This is a genomic window from Microcystis viridis FACHB-1342, from assembly GCF_014698335.1.
Classification (GTDB): domain Bacteria; phylum Cyanobacteriota; class Cyanobacteriia; order Cyanobacteriales; family Microcystaceae; genus Microcystis; species Microcystis ichthyoblabe_A.
The window spans coordinates 1-22,847 of sequence record NZ_JACJSV010000029.1 but is presented as its reverse complement, the minus strand read 5'-3'; the positions used below and the strand labels follow the sequence as shown (position 1 = coordinate 22,847).

The 22,847-nt window shown below is 44.1% G+C and carries 25 protein-coding genes and 1 tRNA gene; 15 read left to right on the top strand and 11 right to left on the bottom strand.

Features of this window, described 5'->3' with window-relative positions; genetic code table 11:
• Positions 1–328: 328 nt before the first annotated feature.
• On the top strand, positions 329–1,855 hold the full coding sequence (gene psbB, locus H6G40_RS11280) for a photosystem II chlorophyll-binding protein CP47 (RefSeq protein WP_002749271.1): 1,527 nt from the start codon (positions 329–331) through the stop codon (positions 1,853–1,855).
• Positions 1,856–2,146: 291 nt separating this feature from the next.
• Here the strand turns inward: psbB and H6G40_RS11275 are convergent, their stop codons facing one another.
• From H6G40_RS11275 to H6G40_RS11245, 7 genes are all read right to left on the bottom strand, one after another.
• Complete coding sequence (locus H6G40_RS11275) at positions 2,147–2,266, bottom strand: photosystem II reaction center protein J (RefSeq protein WP_002736108.1); 120 nt, start codon at positions 2,264–2,266, stop codon at positions 2,147–2,149.
• A gap of 42 nt (positions 2,267–2,308) precedes the next feature.
• Positions 2,309–2,428 (bottom strand): photosystem II reaction center protein PsbL, encoded by a 120-nt coding sequence (locus tag H6G40_RS11270; RefSeq protein ID WP_002735805.1) that lies wholly within the window; start codon positions 2,426–2,428, stop codon positions 2,309–2,311.
• 10 nt (positions 2,429–2,438) lie between these two features.
• Positions 2,439–2,573 (bottom strand): cytochrome b559 subunit beta, encoded by a 135-nt coding sequence (gene psbF / locus H6G40_RS11265; RefSeq protein WP_002736175.1) that lies wholly within the window; start codon positions 2,571–2,573, stop codon positions 2,439–2,441.
• 25 nt (positions 2,574–2,598) lie between these two features.
• Positions 2,599–2,844 carry a cytochrome b559 subunit alpha gene (gene psbE / locus H6G40_RS11260; protein ID WP_002737435.1) on the bottom strand — a complete coding sequence of 82 codons (246 nt, stop codon included), beginning with the start codon at positions 2,842–2,844 and terminating at the stop codon, positions 2,599–2,601.
• A 78-nt stretch (positions 2,845–2,922) separates the two neighbouring features.
• Positions 2,923–3,915, bottom strand: coding sequence for a photosynthesis system II assembly factor Ycf48 (locus H6G40_RS11255; protein WP_002736815.1), 993 nt, complete (start codon positions 3,913–3,915; stop codon positions 2,923–2,925).
• A 107-nt stretch (positions 3,916–4,022) separates the two neighbouring features.
• The gene (locus tag H6G40_RS11250) at positions 4,023–4,370 is read right to left on the bottom strand and encodes a rubredoxin (RefSeq protein ID WP_002736293.1); all 348 of its coding nucleotides are present in this window, start codon (positions 4,368–4,370) and stop codon (positions 4,023–4,025) included.
• A gap of 475 nt (positions 4,371–4,845) precedes the next feature.
• Positions 4,846–5,274, bottom strand: coding sequence for a QcrA and Rieske domain-containing protein (locus H6G40_RS11245; protein WP_190537685.1), 429 nt, complete (start codon positions 5,272–5,274; stop codon positions 4,846–4,848).
• 314 nt (positions 5,275–5,588) lie between these two features.
• On the opposite strand from H6G40_RS11245, the gene H6G40_RS11240 reads away from it, so the two are divergent.
• The 3 genes from H6G40_RS11240 (at position 5,589) to H6G40_RS11230 (ending at position 10,175) form a co-directional block, all read left to right on the top strand.
• Positions 5,589–9,053 carry a type ISP restriction/modification enzyme gene (locus tag H6G40_RS11240; RefSeq protein WP_190537683.1) on the top strand — a complete coding sequence of 1,155 codons (3,465 nt, stop codon included), beginning with the start codon at positions 5,589–5,591 and terminating at the stop codon, positions 9,051–9,053.
• Positions 9,054–9,588: 535 nt separating this feature from the next.
• Positions 9,589–9,825 carry a hypothetical protein gene (locus H6G40_RS11235; protein ID WP_002737182.1) on the top strand — a complete coding sequence of 79 codons (237 nt, stop codon included), beginning with the start codon at positions 9,589–9,591 and terminating at the stop codon, positions 9,823–9,825.
• Positions 9,822–10,175, top strand: a complete 354-nt coding sequence (locus H6G40_RS11230) for a type II toxin-antitoxin system PemK/MazF family toxin (protein ID WP_069474453.1) — start codon at positions 9,822–9,824, stop codon at positions 10,173–10,175. The genes H6G40_RS11235 and H6G40_RS11230 overlap by 4 nt, the downstream gene beginning before the upstream one ends.
• Before the next feature lie 51 nt (positions 10,176–10,226).
• On the opposite strand, the gene H6G40_RS11225 is transcribed toward H6G40_RS11230, so the two are convergent.
• Positions 10,227–10,457 carry a hypothetical protein gene (locus tag H6G40_RS11225; protein WP_069474452.1) on the bottom strand — a complete coding sequence of 77 codons (231 nt, stop codon included), beginning with the start codon at positions 10,455–10,457 and terminating at the stop codon, positions 10,227–10,229.
• Positions 10,458–10,835: 378 nt separating this feature from the next.
• Between H6G40_RS11225 and H6G40_RS11220 the strand changes: the two genes are divergently transcribed.
• Together H6G40_RS11220 and H6G40_RS11215 are read left to right on the top strand one after the other, a co-directional pair.
• Positions 10,836–12,662 carry a peptidoglycan DD-metalloendopeptidase family protein gene (locus H6G40_RS11220; RefSeq protein WP_042790840.1) on the top strand — a complete coding sequence of 609 codons (1,827 nt, stop codon included), beginning with the start codon at positions 10,836–10,838 and terminating at the stop codon, positions 12,660–12,662.
• A 91-nt stretch (positions 12,663–12,753) separates the two neighbouring features.
• Positions 12,754–12,827: transfer RNA gene (locus H6G40_RS11215), tRNA-Met, on the top strand.
• A 335-nt stretch (positions 12,828–13,162) separates the two neighbouring features.
• Here the strand turns inward: H6G40_RS11215 and H6G40_RS11210 are convergent.
• Genes H6G40_RS11210 through H6G40_RS23690 form a run of 3 tightly spaced genes read right to left on the bottom strand, consistent with a single transcriptional unit; the run spans position 13,163 to position 14,330 of the window.
• Positions 13,163–14,005 carry a methyltransferase domain-containing protein gene (locus tag H6G40_RS11210; RefSeq protein ID WP_069474451.1) on the bottom strand — a complete coding sequence of 281 codons (843 nt, stop codon included), beginning with the start codon at positions 14,003–14,005 and terminating at the stop codon, positions 13,163–13,165.
• Positions 13,984–14,139: a DUF4277 domain-containing protein gene (locus H6G40_RS23695; RefSeq protein WP_002735546.1), complete on the bottom strand. Its 156-nt coding sequence runs from the start codon at positions 14,137–14,139 to the stop codon at positions 13,984–13,986. The genes H6G40_RS11210 and H6G40_RS23695 overlap by 22 nt, the downstream gene beginning before the upstream one ends.
• A gap of 56 nt (positions 14,140–14,195) precedes the next feature.
• Positions 14,196–14,330 carry a hypothetical protein gene (locus H6G40_RS23690; RefSeq protein WP_256094024.1) on the bottom strand — a complete coding sequence of 45 codons (135 nt, stop codon included), beginning with the start codon at positions 14,328–14,330 and terminating at the stop codon, positions 14,196–14,198.
• A 127-nt stretch (positions 14,331–14,457) separates the two neighbouring features.
• On the opposite strand from H6G40_RS23690, the gene tatC reads away from it, so the two are divergent.
• The 9 genes from tatC to H6G40_RS11160 form a co-directional block, all read left to right on the top strand.
• The gene (gene tatC, locus H6G40_RS11200; protein ID WP_002737652.1) at positions 14,458–15,219 is read left to right on the top strand and encodes a twin-arginine translocase subunit TatC; all 762 of its coding nucleotides are present in this window, start codon (positions 14,458–14,460) and stop codon (positions 15,217–15,219) included.
• Between the two features lie 78 nt (positions 15,220–15,297).
• Positions 15,298–15,609: a hypothetical protein gene (locus H6G40_RS11195; protein WP_042790841.1), complete on the top strand. Its 312-nt coding sequence runs from the start codon at positions 15,298–15,300 to the stop codon at positions 15,607–15,609.
• A gap of 467 nt (positions 15,610–16,076) precedes the next feature.
• On the top strand, positions 16,077–17,105 hold the full coding sequence (locus H6G40_RS11190) for a chlorophyll a/b binding light-harvesting protein (RefSeq protein WP_002738253.1): 1,029 nt from the start codon (positions 16,077–16,079) through the stop codon (positions 17,103–17,105).
• Positions 17,106–17,371: 266 nt separating this feature from the next.
• Positions 17,372–17,884 (top strand): flavodoxin FldA, encoded by a 513-nt coding sequence (fldA, locus tag H6G40_RS11185; RefSeq protein ID WP_002735314.1) that lies wholly within the window; start codon positions 17,372–17,374, stop codon positions 17,882–17,884.
• Between the two features lie 348 nt (positions 17,885–18,232).
• A complete protein-coding gene (locus H6G40_RS11180; RefSeq protein WP_190537681.1) occupies positions 18,233–18,976 on the top strand; it encodes an alpha/beta hydrolase in 744 nt (247 codons plus the stop codon).
• Between the two features lie 19 nt (positions 18,977–18,995).
• On the top strand, positions 18,996–19,352 hold the full coding sequence (locus H6G40_RS11175) for a hypothetical protein (protein WP_069474448.1): 357 nt from the start codon (positions 18,996–18,998) through the stop codon (positions 19,350–19,352).
• Positions 19,353–19,483: 131 nt separating this feature from the next.
• Complete coding sequence (thrS, locus tag H6G40_RS11170) at positions 19,484–21,340, top strand: threonine--tRNA ligase (RefSeq protein WP_190537679.1); 1,857 nt, start codon at positions 19,484–19,486, stop codon at positions 21,338–21,340.
• Between the two features lie 114 nt (positions 21,341–21,454).
• Positions 21,455–22,486, top strand: coding sequence for a CobW family GTP-binding protein (locus H6G40_RS11165; RefSeq protein ID WP_069474446.1), 1,032 nt, complete (start codon positions 21,455–21,457; stop codon positions 22,484–22,486).
• Between the two features lie 146 nt (positions 22,487–22,632).
• On the top strand, positions 22,633–22,847 hold a 215-nt coding region (locus H6G40_RS11160), incomplete at its 3' end, for an IS4/Tn5 family transposase DNA-binding protein (protein ID WP_190537532.1).

Genomic DNA, 22,847 nt, shown 5'->3' with positions numbered 1-22,847 from the left:
CAGTTATCAGTTATCAGTTATCAGTCATAATTCCCCATCTCCCCACACCCAACACCCTACACCCTACACCCCACACCCTACACCCCACACCCCACACCCCACACCCTACACCCTGATCTAGAATATTCTGGCGGAAGACCGATCGCCAACACTTGAAATATCTTCTAACAATAGTTACACTTCTTTAGAATAGATACACTTTTCAAGGGATAATGTAGGTTGGCTAACTCTTGCACTTAACAGTCGAGATTGTTGGGCTTATATTTTGACCCTGAATATAAAAAGCGTCTAAGTGGACACTAAATTGTCAATAGGAGGAGCGTAGTCAATGGGACTACCTTGGTATCGAGTACACACAGTCGTTCTCAACGACCCGGGCCGTTTAATTTCCGTTCACCTGATGCACACCGCACTGGTAGCGGGTTGGGCTGGCTCCATGGCCCTCTATGAGCTTGCTATTTTCGACCCCAGCGACCCCGTATTAAACCCGATGTGGCGGCAAGGAATGTTCGTGCTGCCCTTCATGGCCCGTTTAGGTGTCACTGGTTCTTGGGGTGGCTGGAGCGTCACTGGCGAAACTGGTGTTGACCCCGGTTTCTGGTCTTTTGAAGGCGTTGCCGCCGCTCATATCGTCTTATCCGGTCTGCTATTCCTAGCGGCGGTTTGGCACTGGGTTTTCTGGGATTTAGAATTATTCGTCGATCCCCGCACGGGCGAATCTGCGCTCGATTTGCCGAAAATGTTCGGTATTCACCTGTTCTTATCTGGTTTACTTTGCTTTGGTTTCGGTGCTTTCCATCAAACAGGCCTTTGGGGTCCCGGGATGTGGGTTTCCGATGCCTACGGTTTAACTGGTCATGTGCAGCCCGTAGCTCCGGAATGGGGACCTGCTGGTTTTAACCCCTTTAACCCCGGGGGTGTGGTAGCTCACCACATTGCTGCGGGTATCGTCGGGATTATCGCCGGTTTATTCCATTTAACCGTTCGTCCCCCCGAAAGACTCTATAAAGCCCTGAGAATGGGTAATATCGAAACGGTGCTTTCTAGCAGTATCGCCGCCGTTTTCTTTGCCGCTTTCGTCGTGGCTGGAACCATGTGGTACGGTAATGCTACCACGCCGATCGAACTCTTTGGCCCGACCCGTTACCAATGGGATAAGGGCTATTTCCAAGAAGAAATTGAGCGTCGTGTGGAGGCCAGCATCGCCAATGGAGCCACCATCGCCGAAGCTTACCAAGCAATCCCCGAAAAACTGGCTTTCTATGATTATGTCGGTAATAGCCCCGCTAAAGGTGGTTTATTCCGTACTGGTGCCATGGATAGCGGTGACGGTATCGCTAAATCTTGGTTAGGACACCCCGTGTTCAAAGATGGCGAAGGTCGCGTCCTCAGCGTGCGTCGGATGCCTAATTTCTTTGAAACCTTCCCCGTTGTCCTGACTGACTCGGAAGGTATCGTTCGCGCTGATATTCCTTTCCGTCGTGCGGAATCGAAACTGAGTATCGAACAAAGTGGTGTTACCGTTTCCTTCTACGGTGGCGCTCTCGATGGTCAGGTGTTCAGCGATCCTGCTGATGTGAAGAAATTTGCGCGTAGAGCGCAACTCGGTGAAGCTTTCGAGTTTGACACCGAAACCCTCAAGTCTGACGGGGTATTCCGCACTTCTCCAAGAGGTTGGTTTACTTTCGGTCATGCTGTCTTTGCTTTACTATTCTTCTTCGGTCACATCTGGCACGGTTCTCGTACCATCTACCGCGACGTATTCGCCGGGGTCGATCCAGATCTGGAAGAACAAGTGGAATTCGGTTTATTCCAAAAATTGGGTGATCTTAGCACTCGTAAACAAGAAGTTTAGTTTTAGCTAAATCATCCATATAACTAAAGGAGTCAAGTCTTTGACTCCTTTTTTTAATTAGGGTATGCTGAAAAAGTTTTTCGTGGGGGCAGGGTGTGGGGTGTGGGGAGAAGGGAGCAGGGAGTGGGGAGCAGGGAGAAACAATTGATAACTTGAGAGTTAATCACACTATTAAAAACGGATTTGGTATTAAAGTTCGATCGAGCTTTACTTTTCACCGAATACTGAAAAAACCGCTAGTTATTTCTATAACTAACGGCTTTTTGCTGGGGGAAATTACCCGTAATGGAATTACATAGAGGAACCTAAACCGGCGTAAGCTCCGTAGAAGAAAAGACCAAGCACAGCGATAACGCCTAGACCGGCGATGGTGGCGACTAACCACAAAGGAATACGACCTTCTGCGAACATGAATAACACCTCCTAATTGCGATGACAATAAATCGGGACTAATTAGTTAAAGAAATAGCTGGAAAATAAAATTCCCAAGACAGCAACTAGGAGTAAACCTAGATAAAGAGAAGTACGATTTAACTCGACGGCTTGCCGATTCGGATTAGGTGTTCTTTCCATAATTGTTCTCCTAGCGTTGAATAAACTGCATTGCCGCAATTGCACCGATAAAGAAGACAGTGGGGACTGCTAAGGTATGAACTGCCAACCAGCGAACGGTGAAAATGGGGTAAGAAATGGGTTGATTGGGATTACCACTAGCCATTGTTTTTATCCTTAATTAAAGTAAACTACTGATTAAACTGCTCGATTTGATTTTTGGCCTCAAAGCGATCATTAATGATCGGTAATTCTTGACGCTCTTGAGTGTAATACTCATCGGGACGGGGAGTGCCAAAAACATCGTAAGCTAAACCGGTACTCACGAATAACCAACCTGCGACAAAGAGCATGGGGATGGTGATGCTATGGATAATCCAGTAACGAATACTGGTAACGATATCGCCAAAAGGACGTTCGCCGGTACTACCTGACATGGATGGTTCTCCTCGGAATGATAGGACTTGAAAAATTCAATCTCTATAATAGAGACTTTGTTGACCCTGAGACAAGTTTTAGGCCGGCTCGCTGGGGGGATTATATTTCAGTAAAACCCCATTTTGTCCCAAGACAAAACCCTTGTCGGAATTGATAAAAACAATTCGATAGAGATTGGAGGGGACACTTTCCACCGCGCGATCTTTTTGCCAAGATTGGCCGTTGTCATGACTGACCAAGAGATTGCCGCTACCACCAGCGACCCAAATTTCTTCGGGGGTGCGGTAGTTGAGGTCCAAAAGTCCCCAACTGGTGGAAAACTCGGGGAATACCTTATCTTCCCATGTATCGAGATCATTGGGGCTAGTAAATTGTAGTTGACCACCCCGGGCCAGGGCCCACAATTCCCCTTTTTCACCATAACCGACTTTTTGTAAACGGCGGGAAGAAAGACGATTGTGGGGTTGCCATTCTGTTGACCCCGGTTCCCAAGTGGAATAAAAGTTCCCGCGTGCGGAAACGGCCACATATTTACCATCATGGGAACGAACAATTGTCCGGGCCACACCCACAGCACCTTCCACTAAAGCTTGCCAAGTTTTGCCTCCGTCTTTGGTGCGGTAGATAGCGCCTAAATCCGTGACCATTTCGGCGGTTTTGTCGTTCAGAGCGATAATTCCGTAGGGAGAACCGGGTAATTTTTCACTTAAGGAGATACGGGACCAGCTGCTGCCCCCGTCTTCGCTATGGAGAAGAATTGAGGGTTTACCGACAATCCAACCCTCTTGGTCGTGGAAACTGACGGCGCTAAAGCTAACTTTTTCGTCGCCAAGGTTGAGGACTTTTTGCTGCCAACTGTTCCCCCCATCGCTGGTTTCAAAGAGGGTAGATTTGGTTCCCACTAACCAACCGTGCTGCAGGTCGTCGGTAAAGGCGATATCGGCAAAAGTGGAGTCAGTGTCGAGGGTGAGGATTTGCCAAGGACTATTGCTCAGGGATGGCACACTACTACAGCTAAAGCAGAAAAAGGCTACAGCTAGAACTATTACAAATTGTTTCAGTTTTCTCATCAATGGTTCAGAGGTATTGGTCAAGGAATCGGGACGGATTAAGGTTTGTACCCGATGAGTTACAGGCTCATAAGAGCCGTTAGATTTAAAGATAATGAGTGCTTGAGTTAGTTTAAACCATACAAACTAATAAAGAAAACAAATCCTAGCGCTAAAGCCCCGAAAATCAAAATATTTTTTTGTGCGGGAGTGAGACGGTTGACTCCAAAACCATAGCTAAGATTTTCTTGGAATCCCGAAGGAGCATCTTTAGCTCCGATGTTGATAAATTGGGAACGACGCACACCACACACGGGACAGCGCCACGTTTCTGGCAATTCCTCGAAGGGGGTTCCAGCGGGAGTGTTGGTTTTACTATCTCCCTTGCTGGGGTCGTAAACGTAGCCGCAGGAGCGACATTCGTGGTTGGCAGGGGCCTGGTCGGCTAGGGTTAGTTCTGGTGGGCGATCGCTCATGACTAAGATTAAAGGAATTTTCAACACTCTGTTACAAATTATCCTTGAAAATTGACCTCTCTGACGGCCAACCCCTAACAGAATAGTCAGTTTTCAAGTCTGAAAAGGATTAGCGAGGCAGCATATCGGCTTAAAAAAAACCAAGATTAATCTATTAGGGCTTAAATGTCTATTAAAACTTTATTAAGTTGATATTTGGGCTATTTACCCTGATTTTGGTACTCAAATTTAGTCTGAGAAATTGAGAAATTTCAGGCAGGGAAGAAATTAGGGGTCTGATTTCTCATCTCTAACTGATTATTCTTGACCAAATTGACTAAATCCCCGGCTTAATTTCTTCTTAGAGGCGAGAGTGAAGCTAAATTACTTGTCCCTCTCCCTTATGGAGACTTTCCATTTAATTAATTTCTAAGTGCGAGTAGAGAGTCACTAATTCTACCCGTGTCACCAAAGGCATGGTATTCCGTCAACCCCGTTAAGCTTTTTTCACGAAAATAACGTCTTTTTCGACCTTGACTTGATAGGTGGTTAGATTGCCTTTTGGGGGTTTATTCGTGACGACTCCAGTGGCGGTAAATTTTCCCGTATGGCAGGGACAAGCTAAAATCTGTGCGCCAGTATTCCATTTCACCGTACAGCCTTCATGGGTACAAGTCGGGTTTACTGCACTGATCTTTTTCGTCTTTTTCTCCCAGATCAAGAGCAAGGAGCCGACCGGGGATTTTTTATCCAGAAAACTGCCTTTGGCTTCCAATTCTTTGAGGGTAATGCCCGTCACTTTCACAAAGCCATCCGCCGCTTGGGCCGGGGTCATCTCTTGGTCGGTAGTCGTCCCTAGGATTTCTGGGGCGCAGGCCATGGCTCCGCCAACACCAACGAGGGCAACAAATTCACGACGATTCATGGGATTAGGTTTTTTCCAACAGTAACGTTAACTTTCACTGTACTGTAGAAGCTCTTTCCATTCAATTAATTTCTAAGTGCGAGTAGAGAGGGCCTGTAAGCAAACGCCTGACCAGGATTAGGCTTCAGAAGCTAGTTGCGACCGATAATTAATTTTTGAGGGTTCAAAAATGGCAAAAATAAGGATTAAATGGCATAAAATATGTAAATAGACTATTTAGTTAATTATTATTCATTCTTAATTCTCCTGACTCCTGACGACCGACTCCTGACTCCTAACCCTAACAACAATTTTTGATTTTTACAAGACTCCTAATGAATCCCCTCGTCAATTATTTTCGCAACCTGCACGAAATCCACTCCTCCCAAGCAGCGGTAAAAGAAACCTCCTACTACGGCACTCTCGAAACTCTCCTCAACGAAATCGGTAAAACCCTAAAACCGCGAGTGCGCTGCATTATCAACCTCAGAAACCAGGGTGCGGGATTGCCGGACGGGGGACTTTTTAACGTCGATCAATTCCCCAAAAATCAAGAATTAGAACCTTTTACGGCGATTTTTCCCGAAAGAGGCGCGATCGAGATTAAGGGAACCAGAGAAGATATCAAAAAAATCGCCGCCAGCGAGCAAGTACAAAAATACTGGCAAAAATACGGTCAAGTATTAGTCAGCAATTATCGCGATTTTCTGCTCATCGGTCGCAATAGCCAAGGTCAACCGGTAGAATTAGAAGCCTATAGTTTAGCCCCGTCAGAAGCCGAGTTTTGGCTAAAAACCTCAAATCCATCCAAATTTGCCGCCGAACACGGTGATAGCCTCTTAGAATACCTAAAGAGAGTGCTTTTACAGGCGGCTCCTATCACCTCACCGGCCGATGTTGCTTGGTTTCTTGCTTCCTATGCGCGGGACGCAAAAGCACGCTTAGAACATCATTCCGATCTTCCCGCTCTGGCCAATATTCGTCAAGCTTTAGAAAATGCCCTAGGTATCAAATTTGAACGGGAACAGGGGAATAAATTTTTCCGTTCTACCCTCGTGCAAACCCTCTTTTATGGTTTATTTTCTGCTTGGGTATTATGGCACAAGCAAAACCTCAATCGCGAGGATAAAGAGGATAAGTTCGATTGGAAATCCGCAGCCCACCATCTCCATGTTCCCATGTTAGCGATCCTATTCGAGCAGATCGCCGCACCGAGTAAGTTAAAATCTTTGGGATTAGTAGAAGTTTTGAACTGGACCGGTGCAGCTTTAAATCGAGTGCGACGAGAGGAATTTTTTCGTCAATTCGATGAGGGACAAGCGGTACAGTATTTCTATGAACCATTTTTGCAAGCTTTTGATCCTGATTTACGCAAAGAATTGGGAGTTTGGTACACTCCTCCGGAAATTGTTCGCTATATGGTAGCGCGAGTCGATCGAGTTTTACGAGAAGAATTAAATATCGAGGACGGTTTAGCTAATCCCGATGTTTATGTTCTCGATCCTTGCTGTGGAACTGGTGCTTATTTAGTCGAGGTTTTGCGCTATATTACCGATACTTTACAGGAAAATGGGGCGGGTGCTTTAGCCATGGCTTTGGTGAAAAAAGCAGCCATAGAAAGAATTTTCGGTTTCGAGATTTTAACCGCTCCTTTTGTCGTCGCTCATCTACAATTAGGTTTATTCCTGCAAAGTTTGGGTGTACCTTTAATAGAAGATAGTGAACGGGTGGGGATTTATCTGACTAATGCTTTAACCGGTTGGCAACCTCCCGATGAGGAAAGTAAACAGAAAATTCAACAGCTACAATTGAGTTTTCCAGAGTTAAATAAGGAACGAGAAGCAGCCGATGAAGTTAAGCGCGGTAAACCGATTTTAGTTATTCTCGGTAATCCTCCCTACAATGCTTTTGCTGGAACAAGTCCCGCAGAAGAAGCAGGTTTAGTGGAAGTGTATAAACAGGGTTTAATCTCCGATTGGGGGATTAAAAAGTTTAATTTGGATGAGTTATATGTGCGCTTTTTTCGTTTAGCAGAAAGATGTATTTCAGAAAATACTGGTAAAGGGGTTGTTTGTTATATTTCTAATTTTTCCTATCTCGGTGATCCTTCTTTTGTGGTGATGCGTCAAAGATTTTTACAAGAATTTGATCGTCTTTGGTTTGATTGTCTCAATGGGGATAGTCGCGAAACGGGAAAGTTAACCCCTGAAGGTAATCCAGATCCTAGTGTTTTTTCTACTCAATACAATAAGGAAGGGATTCGAGTCGGGACAACTATCGGACTAATGGTAAGAAAGGAAGTAAGGAATAAAAATGTTGATGTCTATTTTCGCCATTTCTGGGGAGTTGCTAAACGAGAACAGTTATTAGATAGTTTAAATAATCAAGATTTTGATGCTTTGTATCAAGTCTCTAACCCAGAACAATCTAATCGTTATTCTTTCCGTCCCTCCGATGTTTCTTCTCACTATTTAGCATGGCCAAAGTTAACAGATTTATCTGATGAAGCTCCAATTACAGGTTATAAAGAGAATCGAGGCTATAGTTTTATTGATAGTGATAAAACTATTCTTTCGGAAAGGATAAGTAAATACTTTGATCAAAATGTTTCATGGGAAGAATTAGCATCACTTAATACAGGTTTAACTAAAGATGCAGCTCGATTTGATGCCAAAAAAGCCAGAGATAAAGTCTTAAAGTTACGCAAAAAATTTAATACTCAAATGCTGTTACCTTATCTGCTCAGACCCTATGAGGTTAAGTGGTGTTATTATACTCAAATTAGACCGCTTTGGAATGAGTCTAGACCTTCGCTATTTATTCATCAATTTCAAGGTAATTCCTTTTTAGTCAGTCGTCCTGCTGGTGTTGCCTCTCCCGAAGGAATACCATTTTATTTTACTAACTGTTTAGGAGACTTTGACTTTATTAGAGGTCATGCTTATCACTTTCCTATACGATTACGTCAAAATTCAGAGAAGGTGAATACAGAAGATAATACTCAAGGAAAATTATTCGATTCCAGTAACTTTAATAGTCTTTCAATAAAAGCCAATCTCTCGGAAAAATCTCGTCAATACTTAAATGAACTGGGTATTAATAATATCGATGAAAATATCGAGAATGCCTCCTTAATTTGGCTGCACTCGTTAGCGATTGGTTACTCTCCCTTGTATCTTCGGGAAAATGCCGACGGTATTCGTCAAGACTTCCCAAGGATTCCCCTTCCTAATAGCCAAGAATTATTAATTAAATCTGCCCAACTAGGACAAGCGATCGCATCTCTTTTAGACACAGAAAACCCCGTTATAGGAGTCACCAAAAAACCGACCCCTGCACTGCAAAAAATCGCCTTGATTTCCTGCACTGATGGGGGAAATTTAAACCCGGATAAGGGGGATTTAATTATTAACGTCGGTTGGGGACATGGGGGTAAAAATGGTGTGACAATGCCGGGTAAAGGAAAAGCGATCGCCAGACAATATACAACCGCAGAAATGAGCGTAATTAGCCCAGAAATGCGAAAATTATTAGGAACGACCACCTATGATATTTATCTCAATGATCGAGCCTATTGGCAAAATATACCGGCCCGGGTTTGGGAATATACTATCGGGGGTTATCAAGTCATTAAAAAATGGCTAAGTTATCGCGAGGAAAAATTATTAGGACGGGGATTAACTATCGCAGAAGTGCAGGAAGTCAGCGAGATGACGAGAAGAATTACTGCGATTATTCTCCTAGAATCAGATCTAGATGATAACTACCAAAATATCAAAACAGCCGTGTATTCTTTTTAATTAAATGATTGAAACCTGTCATTTCCTAGAGTTAAGTAGGTAGTCGTTAAAAATTATCAGATTCCCCCCTTATCAAGGGGGGCAGGGGGGATCAAACCCCCCTTATTAAGGGGGGAGTAAGGGGGGATCAAACCCCCCTTATCAAGGGGAGCAGGGGGGATCAAACCCCCCTTATTAAGGGGGGAGTAAGGGGGGATCAAACCCCCCTTATTAAGGGGGGAGTAAGGGGGGATCAAACCCCCCTTATCAAGGGGGGCAGGGGGGATCAAACCCCCCTTATCAAGGGGGGCAGGGGGGATCAAACCCCCCTTATCAAGGGGGGCAGGGGGGATCAAAACTAAAATCGATTGGTATTAGGTGAACTGGACTCAGAGCAGTTATCAAAAGTTGAAGATGTTTGGCTTTTTTGACTTGGGCTACTCTAGAACTATGAATTTCTGAAAATGCGATCGCTTAAGTTAAAATAGAGAGGTTCAGTTTCAGGGACGAAAAAGGTAAAATAGATTAAAAGCTTACAATCTTCTAACTCGCTGCTATGCCAGTCACTCGCCAAGCTCTTAAGCAAGACCTTGACCAACTAACTAATGATCAACTTCAGCAAGTTGCTGACTTCATTGCCTTTCTCAAGTTCCAAGATAAACGCCGCCGGATCATTCTTGATCCTAGTCAACTTGTTTCCCTTGCGACTGATTTCGCCGAGGAAGACCGTATCTTTGCCGAAGCTGGAATGGATGATTATGCAGTGATGCTTGCTCAGGAAGATCATCAATGACTGAACAGCTTAAACGTGGGGAAGTTTGGTTAGCAAACCTCAATCCTGCTCAAGGTTTTGAGCAGGCAGGTATTCGTCCTATCATTATTTTTCAAAATGATATTGTTTCTCAATTTTTCACAACAACCATTGCTATTCCCCTAACGACAAACCAACGCCGTGCTTCATTACCAATCTGTATGTTGATTAGACAGGGAGATGGCGGGTTATCGCAGGATTCAGTCGCACTTTGTTTTCAAATTAGAGTGTTAGATAAGACCCGTTTAATTCAGCGGTTAGGACTACTTAGGACTGAAACAATAGCTCAACTAGAAGATGTTGTGTTGATAACATTAGGATACCAACTATAAGGATAGTACGATCACCGCTCTTGTCGGGTGCAAAAACCCGCAGGTAACGCATCAATAATATCTTTGAGGCTCATCCCAATAATTTTCTCTAGCTTGGGGAATTTCTATGAAGAGCCGGTAGGCGTTAGGCTGTATTTGTTTTGACATCAACGCCCCGTATTGTTCTCGGTAAAACCCCACACCCCACACCCCACACCCCACACCCCACGAAAAACTTTTTGGGCAAACCCTAATTATTGCCCCCCCAATAGCCATCATTGCTCCTTGCGAGCGGCGAATCATTAATAATTTCTTTAGTAAACGGCAAAACCGATAAAAATTTTCTATCAAAAAACTGGCAAAAATTGGCAGGACGAAAAATGCTGATCAGCTTGGAACATCTGAGATAGAGCATCGTCAATCTGGACATTCAAAATGTCACCAACTTGCCGTGATCCCGGTGCTAATGGTCAGAGATAGACTTGCATAATTTCAAAATCTAAGTTAATCTCACCTAAAAGTCACCTTTAGGTATTTTGACTAAAAAGTAAAGTTGCTTAACTTCTACTCTAGCCTCAAGGCTAATGCTGAAAGCTAGACCCATCGGCTTAATCCACTGGCTCTAGCTAACTCTTTACACCACAGGAGGTCTGTTTGAAAGAGACTTTTATCCACAACCCCATGACATCTGCTACCCCAGAACAGAATTGCACCGCTGAGTCTAACCGAGTCCGTTACTCAGTTGCTCTACTGGGATTAGCACTCTCTCTGGGAGTACCTAGCATTCTCAACTCCACCTCAGAATCAGCCCAGGCCGCCAATTCTGTACCCTTAGAATGGGAAGTGATTGACCTGGCCCAAAAAGCCAAAGCTGCGGGTAAAGAACTAAAAGAACCGCAAATAATCCAATCCCAAGCACTCGCCACCGTCAAATTCATCGCCACATCAGTGGTTGAGCATCAGGTGAAACCGGGAGAATCCCTGTGGAGTTTAGCCGACAGCTATCAAACCACCCCCACAGCGATCGCTGCCCGCAATAATCTCTCCCCCCAATCCGATTTGATTATCGGACAAACCTTAAAAATTCCCACTCCTGAGCAGTTGCCCCCGGCAGCCCCGGCAGCAACTCCTGAGCAGTTGGATAGTTCCTCTGCTAGTCTCCGTCAAACCCGTCAACGTCTCCAAGAAAGTTTGGCCGCCTTGCGAACCGAGGAAAACCCCCATCAGTCCAATTCCGGGGAAACGGTAATCGTCACCGAAACTACCGCTCTCGTTCCCGATAATTCGCCAACTAGCGTCGAGATTCCCGTTATTGCTCCCGAAGAATCCCCCCGACCAACCAGTCAGGTGATCCCGATTCCCGTTCCCACCCCTGAAAGCGATCGCCCGATAGCCACAATTCCCCTTAATCCTCCCTTAACCAGCAGACCGGAAATTCCTAGCGTTGCCCTACGAAATCCGGCTCCTGTGACTGAAATTCCTGCCATTCCCAATCCTCGGGTCATAGTTCCCCCAGAAAACCAAGTTTATCGGGTTCGGCCAGGGGATACCTTAAACACGATCGCTCGCGCTCTCGGCATCACCCCCGCCGAATTAGCTAGGGAAAACGGCATTGACAACCCCAACCGGATTAAAGTTAATCAAACCCTAGTGGTTCCTGATCGCTCTGCCAACGCTAGAGTTAATCAAAATCTTACCCCTTTGGACGGCGATCGCACTAGGTTGTCTTTTAACCCCAGCAATCGGCAAAATTTGCCAGCCGCCACCGCCACCACGGGGACGGAAGAATTTCCCGAAAATATCACCGGCAGCTATCGGGAAAGATTGCGCCAAGAGGTGGCTAATCTGCGGGAAACTAACCTTTCGGAAACCCAGAAAAGTATCGCTATTCCCGTCGATAATCCCGCAGAAACCCCCGATGATCGGCAAATAACCCCTAATCCCCAATGGACAGCCCTTCGTTCTCGTTCTAACCAAAGCACCCCCCCCCAGATTATCGGTTCGGCTCCTACCAATGTGGAAGAATATAATGACCGCCTCCGAATTCCCGTCGGCGAAACCGTAGAACCTTCCCTTCCTCCCCTCACTAATCCCGATGAGCATTTACCTAACCCCGCCCCGATTTTTACCGGCTTTATTTGGCCCACTAGAGGTGTATTAACCTCCGGTTTCGGTTGGCGCTGGGGCAGACCTCATCGCGGCATCGATATCGCCGGTCCAGTGGGGACCCCGATTGTGGCGGCGGCAGCCGGTGAAGTAATCGCCTCCGGTTGGAATTCGGGCGGCTATGGCAATCTGGTGAAACTTCGTCACCCCGATGGTAGCACCACTCTCTATGCCCATAACAGCCGTCTGCTGGTGCGTCGCGGCCAAACTGTTCAGCAAGGCGAACCGATCGCCCAGATGGGCAGCAGTGGCTTTAGCACCGGCCCCCACCTACATTTCGAGGTTCACCCCTCCGGCCGGGGAGCAGTTAATCCCATGGCTTTCCTGCCAGGCAGACGTTAAAGATGCCCCCAAAGGGAAGAAAAAATCTTCCCTTTTTTGCTCTTGTGCAATTGGGTGATTATGTGTTATGATTGGTAACTGTGTAAACAACGGCTTAGTAGCTCAGTTGGTCAGAGCAGGGGACTCATAAGCCCAAGGTCGGCAGTTCAAATCTGCCCTGAGCCATTTTAGGAAAACCTAAGTGTAGAATTTTAGAAATACAGAATCTTGCTTGAAGATTATCTCGTTCCCCAGTTCTACCTGATCACTGCCCCCACCAAAGCCTTTTTTTTGATTTATGGAAATTCGCACCCATAAGTATGGGAAAGGGCTTGACTTAGGCGGCGGTTTGCGTTATGCTTTTTTTATAATGGGAATCTGTGCCAATTTAGATAATTGTCAATGTTTCCATTATGAATAAAATCTTTTAGAAATATTATCTCAAAATCTCCCCAGAAAAGCAAGCAAAATTTTGCCAATAATTGTTAAGTTTTGTTAAAAAGAAATGGAGAGATCAGCCTTTATTTTTTCCCTTGCAGTAAGCCAAAACGAATTAAACCCGACTCGTAACCGCGCCGCATTAACCCTAAAGATAAAGCCCCTTGGATAGTAGTGTAACCGCTGGCTAACAAACCTGCGATCGCATCTGGGTTTAGGGCCGAGTCAATCACCACATCCCAAAAGGCCGCCACCGATAGTGACCAATCATCGGTTTTTAGGTCTTGAAAGCCAATGTCACTGGCAATATCGGCGTATTCTGGCAAAGAAATCACATAGGGCAGACAATAAACCTGATAAATCTCGTTTAATAGTTTAATCTCTCCTTCCGTTAAATTACCGGCCAGAGAAGTGGTGGGACGATGACACCAAGTAGCCATCAAAAAAGTCCCCCCGGGCTGCAAAACCCGATAACATTCCCGCAGAAATTGCCTTTTATCGGGCATATGTTCGCCACTTTCCAAAGACCAGACCAGATCAAAATTATTCTCAGGAAAGGGGGTTTTTAGGGCATCAGCCACGCAAAAACTCACTTGTTCTTCTAAATTGAACTCTTGCGCTCTTTGGCTGGCTCTAGCGGCTTGTACCGGGGATAAGGTAATCCCCACTCCTTGGCTGTGAAATTTTTCGGCCAGATAAAGACTACTGCCACCAATACCACAACCGACATCGAGAATCTGATTAGCGCCGGTGACACCACCCCAAGTTAATAATTCTTCTATTAAATCAATTTGTGCCTGACGGCGATCGAGTTTAATCTTGCCGCCGCGACCGTAGTAACCATGGTGCATATGTTCGCCCCAAATCCTTTCCCATAGTCCACTAGAGGAGTCATAAAAATCGGCTATTCGTTGATAAAGTTCCATGGTGATTTCCTAAGTGAGTGGGTGGTGTCTTTTTCTCCAAGTTGTTGATTCATATAGTCCACAATACCTAGCTCATCAATGATAGCGGCGATGATGCCTAAATGGTCGAGATTTTTAACGGTTAGTTGAGTCATTGTCAGGTGAGTGACTGGTTGATTTGATTGTAGCTATTCCGTCGCTATTTCTGAGTTTATTTTTTACCTCCTCTTAACCAGTACGGAATATGGGTTACAAAGGTGAGATGCTCTCCTCTAATACCATTTTTCTTTATTTGCGTCACAACGAATGCAAGCTTGGCAAGCATTCGAGCGTGGATGTCTGTCATGGATTTAGAAATTTGGTATAAGTCCTAAAAATAATCTCCCGACTCCTGAATTCTGATAACTGATTCAAGGCTAAGGGTCAACAATGCTAGGATAAAGGCTTGAGTAGAGAACGATCAAGCGAAAGCCATGTCATCGACAGAAGTAAAAACCCCGCCCCCAGACAGTACCGAATTTCTCGACGAATTGCCAGGAGAAGTGGAAATGTCCTTATTTGACCACTTGGAGGAGTTGCGGCGCCGGATTTTTTATAGTTTAATTGCCGTGGCTGTGGGTGCGGTGGGATGTTTTATCTTCGTTAAACCCCTAGTACAAGTGCTGGAAGTCCCCGCCCAAGGGGTAAAATTTTTGCAGTTGGCCCCGGGAGAATTTTTTTTCGTCTCCCTAAAAGTAGCTGGATATAGCGGCATACTGGTGGCTAGTCCGGTCATTCTCTTACAAATTATCCTCTTTGTGCTGCCGGGGTTAACCCGTCGCGAACGGCGTTTAATTGTCCCGGTAGTGTTAGGATCGAGTGTTTTATTTTTTGCTGGTTTATTTTTTGCCTATATTGCCCTGATTCCCGCCGCTTTAAACTTTTTTGTCAGTTATGGGGCGGAAGTGGTCGAACAAGCTTGGTCGATCGAGCGCTATTTTGAATTTGTCTTACTTTTACTGTTTAGTACCGGCATCGCCTTTCAAATTCCCGTTATTCAATTGATTTTGAGCTTTTTAGGCATTATTTCCTCACAAACGATGTTATCGGGGTGGCGTTTCGTGGTTTTGGGGGCGGTGATTTTAGGCGCGATTTTAACCCCTTCCACAGATCCTCTCACCCAATCCCTGTTAGCAGGGGCGGTCTTGGGTCTATACTTTGGGGGCATTGGGGTGGTGAAATTAACGGGACGTTAGCAGTTTTTTGATAAAATTTGACGGCTGAAAACCAATTAAGCCAGAAAGCTAGAGATTGATTCTAGATTGAGTAACAAAGTGAAATATTTTTTCTTAACGGCAGGTTGGACAATAGGACGGGTGTGGGAATTTGGTGGTTTGTGGGACAATGCGAGTAGTTGGCGACGACCACCACAGACAGAGCGATTAAATATCGGTATTTTAGAGGGAGAACAGGTTTTATGGCTTTATAAGGTGGAAGAAGCTGTGATTATGGTGGAAGTTGCCCCCAAGAGTGCAGAAATTGCCGATGCTGTCTCCACTATCGGGCAAGTGGTGCTAAAACGCTTGATTAGTGCCGAACAAGTCCTCGAAATCCTGCAAAATGCCGAAGAACTGCTGAGGAAGTAATTAGGGTTTGCTGAATAATGGTAAAACCCTTTTTAGATAAGGCTTTTGACCTGTTAAAATCCGATGTTCATGCTGCGAAAATAGGATTGGAACCTTCAAAAACCTTGCATTATCCTTCTTGCAGTACATAAACTGGTACAAGAAAAGGGGGCAACAAAGCCTGAAACTCCTGCCTCACAGCCTCGGATCATTCTGCCTGACCCTATTCTAGGCCTTTTTTAGAAAAAATTAATTAATAATTATTCTCAATTATTTGAGAAGATTACTCTAGCTGCGATCCAAGATTCATGCTGAAAAGCCTTGATTTTCAAAGGCTAAACCGGCTAAAAATACTAATGTATTAAAGTATACCGAGCAACTGTAACAATTCTTAACTTGACTTTATTGAGAATTATTCTAGACTAAGACTTAAAGCTTATTGCATATTATTATCAATAAGCTTGGTTCTATTTTCGTTAAAAGATGCCATGCAGACCTACGACAATCCTCAGATCAAGTACGACTGGTGGGCAGGAAATGCCCGTTTTGCCGATAAATCAGGCTTATTTATCGTTGCCCACGTTGCCCAAGCTGCTTTAATCGCTTTTTGGGCAGGAGCCTTCACCTTATTTGAAATTTCCCAGTATCGCCCCGATATAGCCATGGCAGAACAGGGCTTAATTTTACTGCCGCACCTGGCCACTTTAGGCTTTGGAGTCGGAGAAAAGGGGCAAATCATCGATATCTATCCCTTTTTCGTGATTGGCTCAATTCATCTGATTTCTTCGGCAGTTTTGGGAGCAGGAGCCTTATTTCACCTGTTAAGAGTCCCAGAAACCCTGAAAGATTCCTCTGGTCCGGGGAAAAAATTCCATTTCGATTGGAGTGAACCCCGACAATTAGGAGTTATTCTCGGTCATCACCTGCTCTTTTTAGGTATAGCTGCATTATTATTAGCGGCCAAAGCTATGTACTGGGGGGGATTATACGACGCAACTATCGGCGCTGTCCGAGTCGTTAGTGAACCAACCCTCGATCCTTGGGTTATCTATGGCTATCAAACCCACTTCGCTACTGTGGACAATCTCGAAGATTTAGTCGGTGGTCATATCTACGTCGGTTTAATGTTAATTGGGGGCGGTATCTGGCATATTATCGTTCCCCCGCTCAAATGGGCGAGAAATGTGCTGATTTTCTCTGGAGAAGCCATTTTATCCTATTCTTTGGGCGGAATTGCCCTAGCTGGTTTCGTGGCCGCCTATTTCTGTGGGGTAAATACCCTCGCTTATCCAGTCGAATTTTACGGGCCAATTTTAGAAGTGAAGTTAGGAATTGCTCCCTACTTTGCCGACACGGTGAAATTGCCCTTTGGAGTACATACGGCGCGCTGTTGGTTAGCTAATGCCCACTTTTTCCTCGCTTTCTTCTTTTTACAAGGTCATCTCTGGCACGCTTTACGCGCGATGGGTTTTGACTTTAAACGAGTAGAAAAAGCCTTAAATGCGATAGAAGCCTAGTTTTTTCAAGGAAGATTAGGATAAATTATCGATTTTCCTAATTTTCCCCGCTGATCAATCTTTCTAACTGTCCCTTATGCCTTACTGTACCTGTTGTAACACCAAATTGCTGCATCACATTGGACGCTCTCGCTCTTATTGGTACTGTAGTTCTTGCCGGCAGGAAATGCCAGTTTCAGAGAGAGAAAACTGTAATCAGGGGCTTTATTCCCTATCAAGGAGAATTAAGAGTTAAACTCACTTATTTCGCAACAAGGACAAATTTTATGGCAAAAATTGGCTTATTTTTTGGCACGCAAACCGGCAAAACCGAAACGGTAGCGGAAATGATTCAGAAAGAATTTGGAGGTGAGGCAATTGTAGAATTACACGATATCTCCTCCGCTTCTACCGAGGATTTTGCCCCCTACGATGCCCTGATTATCGGTTGTCCCACCTGGAATATCGGCGAATTACAAAGCGATTGGGCGGGTTTTTACGATGAATTGGATGACATTGATTTCGTCTCCAAAAAGGTCGCTTATTTCGGGATGGGGGATCAAATCGGTTATGCGGATAACTTTCAAGATGCTCTGGGGATACTGGAAGAAAAAATCGCCTCCCTGGGGGGTAAAACTGTCGGTTACTGGCCGACAGAAGGTTACGATTTTAACGAGTCGAAAGCCCTAAAAAATGGCAAATTTGTCGGTTTAGCCCTCGATGAAGACAACCAATCCGATTTAACTGAACAACGGATCAAAACTTGGGTCGCGGGACTTAAGGGCGAATTTGGCGTTTAGTTAGCTATCAATCAGTTATCAGTTATCAGTTATCAGTTACCAGTTATCAGTTATCAGTTACCAGTGAATAGTATTAAGTGGCTAGTTCGCAGCTTTCTTTTCACCGACTACTGATGGATCTTCGTTACTTGATATGGTTCGATAGGGGGGCATAAATCGACTAAATCCTTATCTGGCAAGGGATTTAATTGATTAGTTCGCTCTAGATCGAAAATAATTGACAAAAATCGCTAAATGCCTTTCTATATATGGGTTCCATCCCTTATAACCCCCGTCCATTGCATAACACAAACCGAAGAGCCTTACTGTTTACTGATCGCTAAAAAATCCCCTATATCCTTGATTATTATGTCTCGATTACCTGATGCAGTTTGGATTAATGTTAACCCCAGTTTTCGCCGTTTTGATCGCCCGGTGTTGGATTGTTTAGCCCGGGAAGTTGCGATCGCTGATTGGCAATACTGTCAATCTCTTGATCAGCCAGCTTCTCTTGATATCGCCTTAGTATTAATACAAGATTACCTGAAACAATGCGATCGACCGCTGCATTTAGTCGGCCACGGCACGGGGGGATTAGTAGGATTACTGTATGCGCGTCGTTATCCGGAAAGGGTAAAATCCTTAACTTTGCTCTCTGTGGGAGTCTATCCGGCGATCGATTGGCAAGCTCATTATTATGTGCTATCAAAATTACTGCCTTGTTCTCGTCAAACTCTGCTCAATCAATCGGTTCACAATCTTTTTGGTCATCAATCCTGCGCTTTAACCCAAGAATATCGCTATCTCTTGGAAGAGGATTTATTATTGTCCCTTTCTCCCCATAATCTCTATCAGAATGCCCATTTCCCCCCGGGGACAGTTCCCGTACCCCTGTTAGTCTGTGGGGGAGATATCGATACGGTAATTGATCAGCATTTATTGCAGGGATGGCAACCATGGTTAAAGTCAGGCGATCGCATTTGGAGTTGTCACAAAGGGCGTTATTTTTTCCACTATTCCCACCCCTACAGCGTCAGTCAAGAGATTTTTAGTTTCTGGCGATCTCTAGTTCCACAGGAATTTCTTTCTGAGCAAACTGTAATTATTCCTTAATTGACAAAAATCGAGATTTATGTTAAGGCTAATACCGCTCTTTTGTCCGATCGCAATCTGGATAACGCTGCTGTTCTTTTTTACTGCCCTTTTTCTTGCTGTTGCCCAAGGGCGCCGGCAGTTGCAAAAGCTGCATCGAATTCCCTGTAGTCGCTGTGTTTTTTGTACTGGAGATTATCGCTTGAAATGTTCGGTGCATCCAATGCGTGCCTTTTCGGAAGAGGCGATCGATTGTCGGGATTTTGAGCGAGAAATTCAGGAAAATCAGAAAATGGGTTTCTTGAAGAAACCTGTTTTCTCAGTTTCTTTTCTCGTCATCATAACCTGGATTCTGGCTGTTAAGTTGAGAATATCATCGGTAATACCTGCTTTTTAAAGTAGGGAGACTTCCAGTTTGAGCGGTAAGCTATCAGCGTTGAGCTTGCCGCTAGAGGATTTGAGCGCATTTTTCTCTCAGACATCAGCCCTCCTCTGCTAAGATGATAATCATTATCATTTTAGCTGGCAATGGTCAATCAGATTAAGTCCCCCCGAGCAGAAAGCTCCGTTATCGAGGAAGATTCGCAAAAAATCGTAAAAATACGCCATACTTGCGCCCATATCTTAGCGATGGCTGTACAAACTCTCTTTCCTGAAACCAAAGTCGCTATTGGTCCCTGGACAGAAACGGGATTCTACTACGATTTCGATCGCCCAACACCCTTTACCCCCGAAGATTTGGAGAAAATAGCGGCAGAAATGGGGCGAATTATCGGGAAAAACCTGCCAATTATCCGAGAAGTGCTGGAAAGAAGCGAAATTACCGCAGAAATCGAGCGCCTTAATCAACCCTACAAAAAGTTAATTTTAGAGAGAATTCCCCCAGATGAAACCATTACCCGTTATTTTATCGGTAGTCCGGACGCAGGACGGAGCGATCGAGAACCCTCGTTAATTGATGGCGCTGTTTCTCCCCCGGAAGAATTTTGGTGGGATCTGTGCGCGGGACCCCATCTCAACTCGACGGGGGAAATTAACCCAGATGCTTTCGCCTTGGAGAGTGTAGCGGGTGCTTATTGGCAAGGAGATGAAAAACAGCCGCAATTACAGCGAATTTACGGCACAGCTTGGCAAACCCCCGCAGAATTACAAAATTATCTCCAACAAAAAGAAGAAGCGCAGCGACGAGATCATCGCAAATTGGGACAAAAATTAAAATTATTTAGCATCCAAGAAGATGCCGGTGGCGGTTTAGTTTTTTGGCATCCCCGGGGTGCAACAATGCGTTATTTAATCGAAGATTATTGGCGCCAAGCTCATTTAGAAGCGGGTTATCAATTTCTTTATACTCCCCATCTAGCTAATTTAGATCTGTGGAAAACTTCTGGACATTGGGACTTTTATCGCGACAATATGTTTGAGGCGATCGAGTTAGAACAGCAAAGCTATCAAATTAAGCCGATGAATTGTCCTTTTCATGTTTTAACCTATCAAAATGACCTGCATTCCTATCGAGAATTTCCCCTCAGATGGGCAGAATTAGGCACAGTTTATCGTTACGAGCGATCGGGGGTTTTACACGGATTAATGCGGGTAAGAGGTTTTACTCAAGATGATGCTCATATTTTCTGTTTGCCCGAACAAATTGCCGCAGAGATTCTAGGAGTTTTGAATTTAACCGAGAAAATTCTCTCCGATTTTGGCTTTACTAATTATGAGGTAAATTTATCGACTCGTCCCAGTAAATCCGTGGGTAGCGATAGTGTTTGGGAATTGGCAACCGCAGCTTTAATTGAGGCCTTAAATGCTAAAAAGTGGGATTATATTGAGGATCAGGGAGGTGGGGCTTTTTATGGTCCCAAAATTGATATAAAAATTCAAGATGCGATCGGTAGAATGTGGCAATGTTCCACGATTCAGGTCGATTTTAACTTGCCAGAACGCTTTGATATGCAATATGTCGCTAGGGATGGTACTCGGGAAAGACCGATTATGATTCATCGAGCTATTTTTGGCTCTTTGGAAAGATTTTTTGGTATTTTAATCGAGAATTATGCGGGAGATTTTCCTCTCTGGTTAGCACCTATTCAAGTCCGTTTATTACCCGTTAGTGATGAACAGCAGCATTATGCTTTAGAGGTAGCAGTGCAGTTAAAACAAGCTGGTTATCGAGTGGAAATCGATAAAAGTGGTGAGCGTTTAGGCAAACAAATTCGTACAGGAGAACTAGAAAAAATCCCTGTCTTAGCTGTGATTGGAAAACGAGAAGTTAGCAGTAAAACTCTAAGTGTTCGCACTCGACAAGGGGGTGATTTAGGTTCGATGACGCTGGCAGATTTATTAGAAAAAATGCAAACGGCGATCCTATCTAAAACTAATCTCTGAAACTTTTGTATAAACCGGCAAATAGGGGAGATCGATCCCCTCCAGACGAATTTAACAGGGTTGAGAAAAGCCTATTTTCTGCCAATTAATTAACTTACAAGTGGGTTAGCTGCCATGAGTTCTTTGATAATTCCTCTCTCCGATTCTCTCCCTTGCTTGCCTAAATCGGGAATGCCTGTGACGATCATTACTGGTTTTTTAGGGAGTGGAAAAACTACCTTACTAAATCATATTCTTGACAATAAAGAAGGGTTAAAAGTTGCCGTATTAGTCAATGAGTTTGGGGATATTAATATTGATTCTCAATTGCTTGTTTCCATCGATGAAGATATGGTAGAATTGAGTAATGGCTGTATTTGTTGTACGATTAATGATAGTTTAATTGAGACAGTCTATCAGGTCTTAGAAAAAGAAATACCCGTGGACTATCTAATCATTGAAACCACAGGATTAGCCGATCCTTTGCCAATTATCCTCACTTTCCTGGCCACGGAATTAAAATATCTGACTCGCTTAGATTCTATTATTACCCTCGTGGATTCTGAAACCTTTACTGCCGATCATTTTGATAGTAATATTGCCCTTAGTCAAATTCGTTATGGTGACGTGGTAATTCTCAATAAAATAGATCGAGTCAGTCCCAAGAAATTAGATGATTTAGAAAAGTTTATTCGTCGAGAAAAAGAGGGTATAAGACTCCTAAAAAGTAGTTATGGTCAGGTTCCTTTGGGTTTATTGTTAGATCTAGGTTTAACTAAAGAAGAATTGTATAAAGTCCAGTTGAGAGACTTTCAAAAAAATCGCCCAATCTCCATTGATAATCAATCTCCTGAAGACTTTAATTTTGTCTCCTTTGTTAGCGATAAACCATTTAATCTAGATAAATTTGAACCTTTTCTCACGGAAAAAATTCCAGTAAATGTTTTTCGAGCTAAAGGTATTCTCTGGTTTCAACAAAGCGATTTAAAACATATTTTTCAATTGAGCGGTCTTCGTTACGATCTGCAAGCGGTAGAATGGGATACATCTCCTCAGAATCAGTTAGTTTTTATCGGCAGAAATTTAAATAAAGAGGAAATCTTGACACAACTAAACGAATGCTTGGCTAGTTCTCAAAAAATTAAAAAGCACAAACTAAGTAGGTAGGTGTTAAAAGTTTTCAGACACCCCCCTTATTAAGCTATCCATTAGTCAGATTTTTCTTAACAAAAAGAGAAGAAACTTAAAAAAAGGGGAAACGATTGATAGGTATAGTTTTGAAAGAAGGAATTAAGGTGGAGGTAAGCAAAAAAATGGAGAAATGGGCAGCCCAAGAATTACAGTATGCAGACCTAGGGGACACCAGAAGAAAGAAAAGGTTAATCAGTATCGTAGAAAACTTGGCCAGCCAACCTAGTACAAGTGTGCCACAAGCTTCGGGAAATCTAGCCGCAGCGAGTGCCACCTACGACTTTTGGAATTCCCCCTATTTTCACCCCTCAGATATAATTGCCGCCCAAGCCAAAAG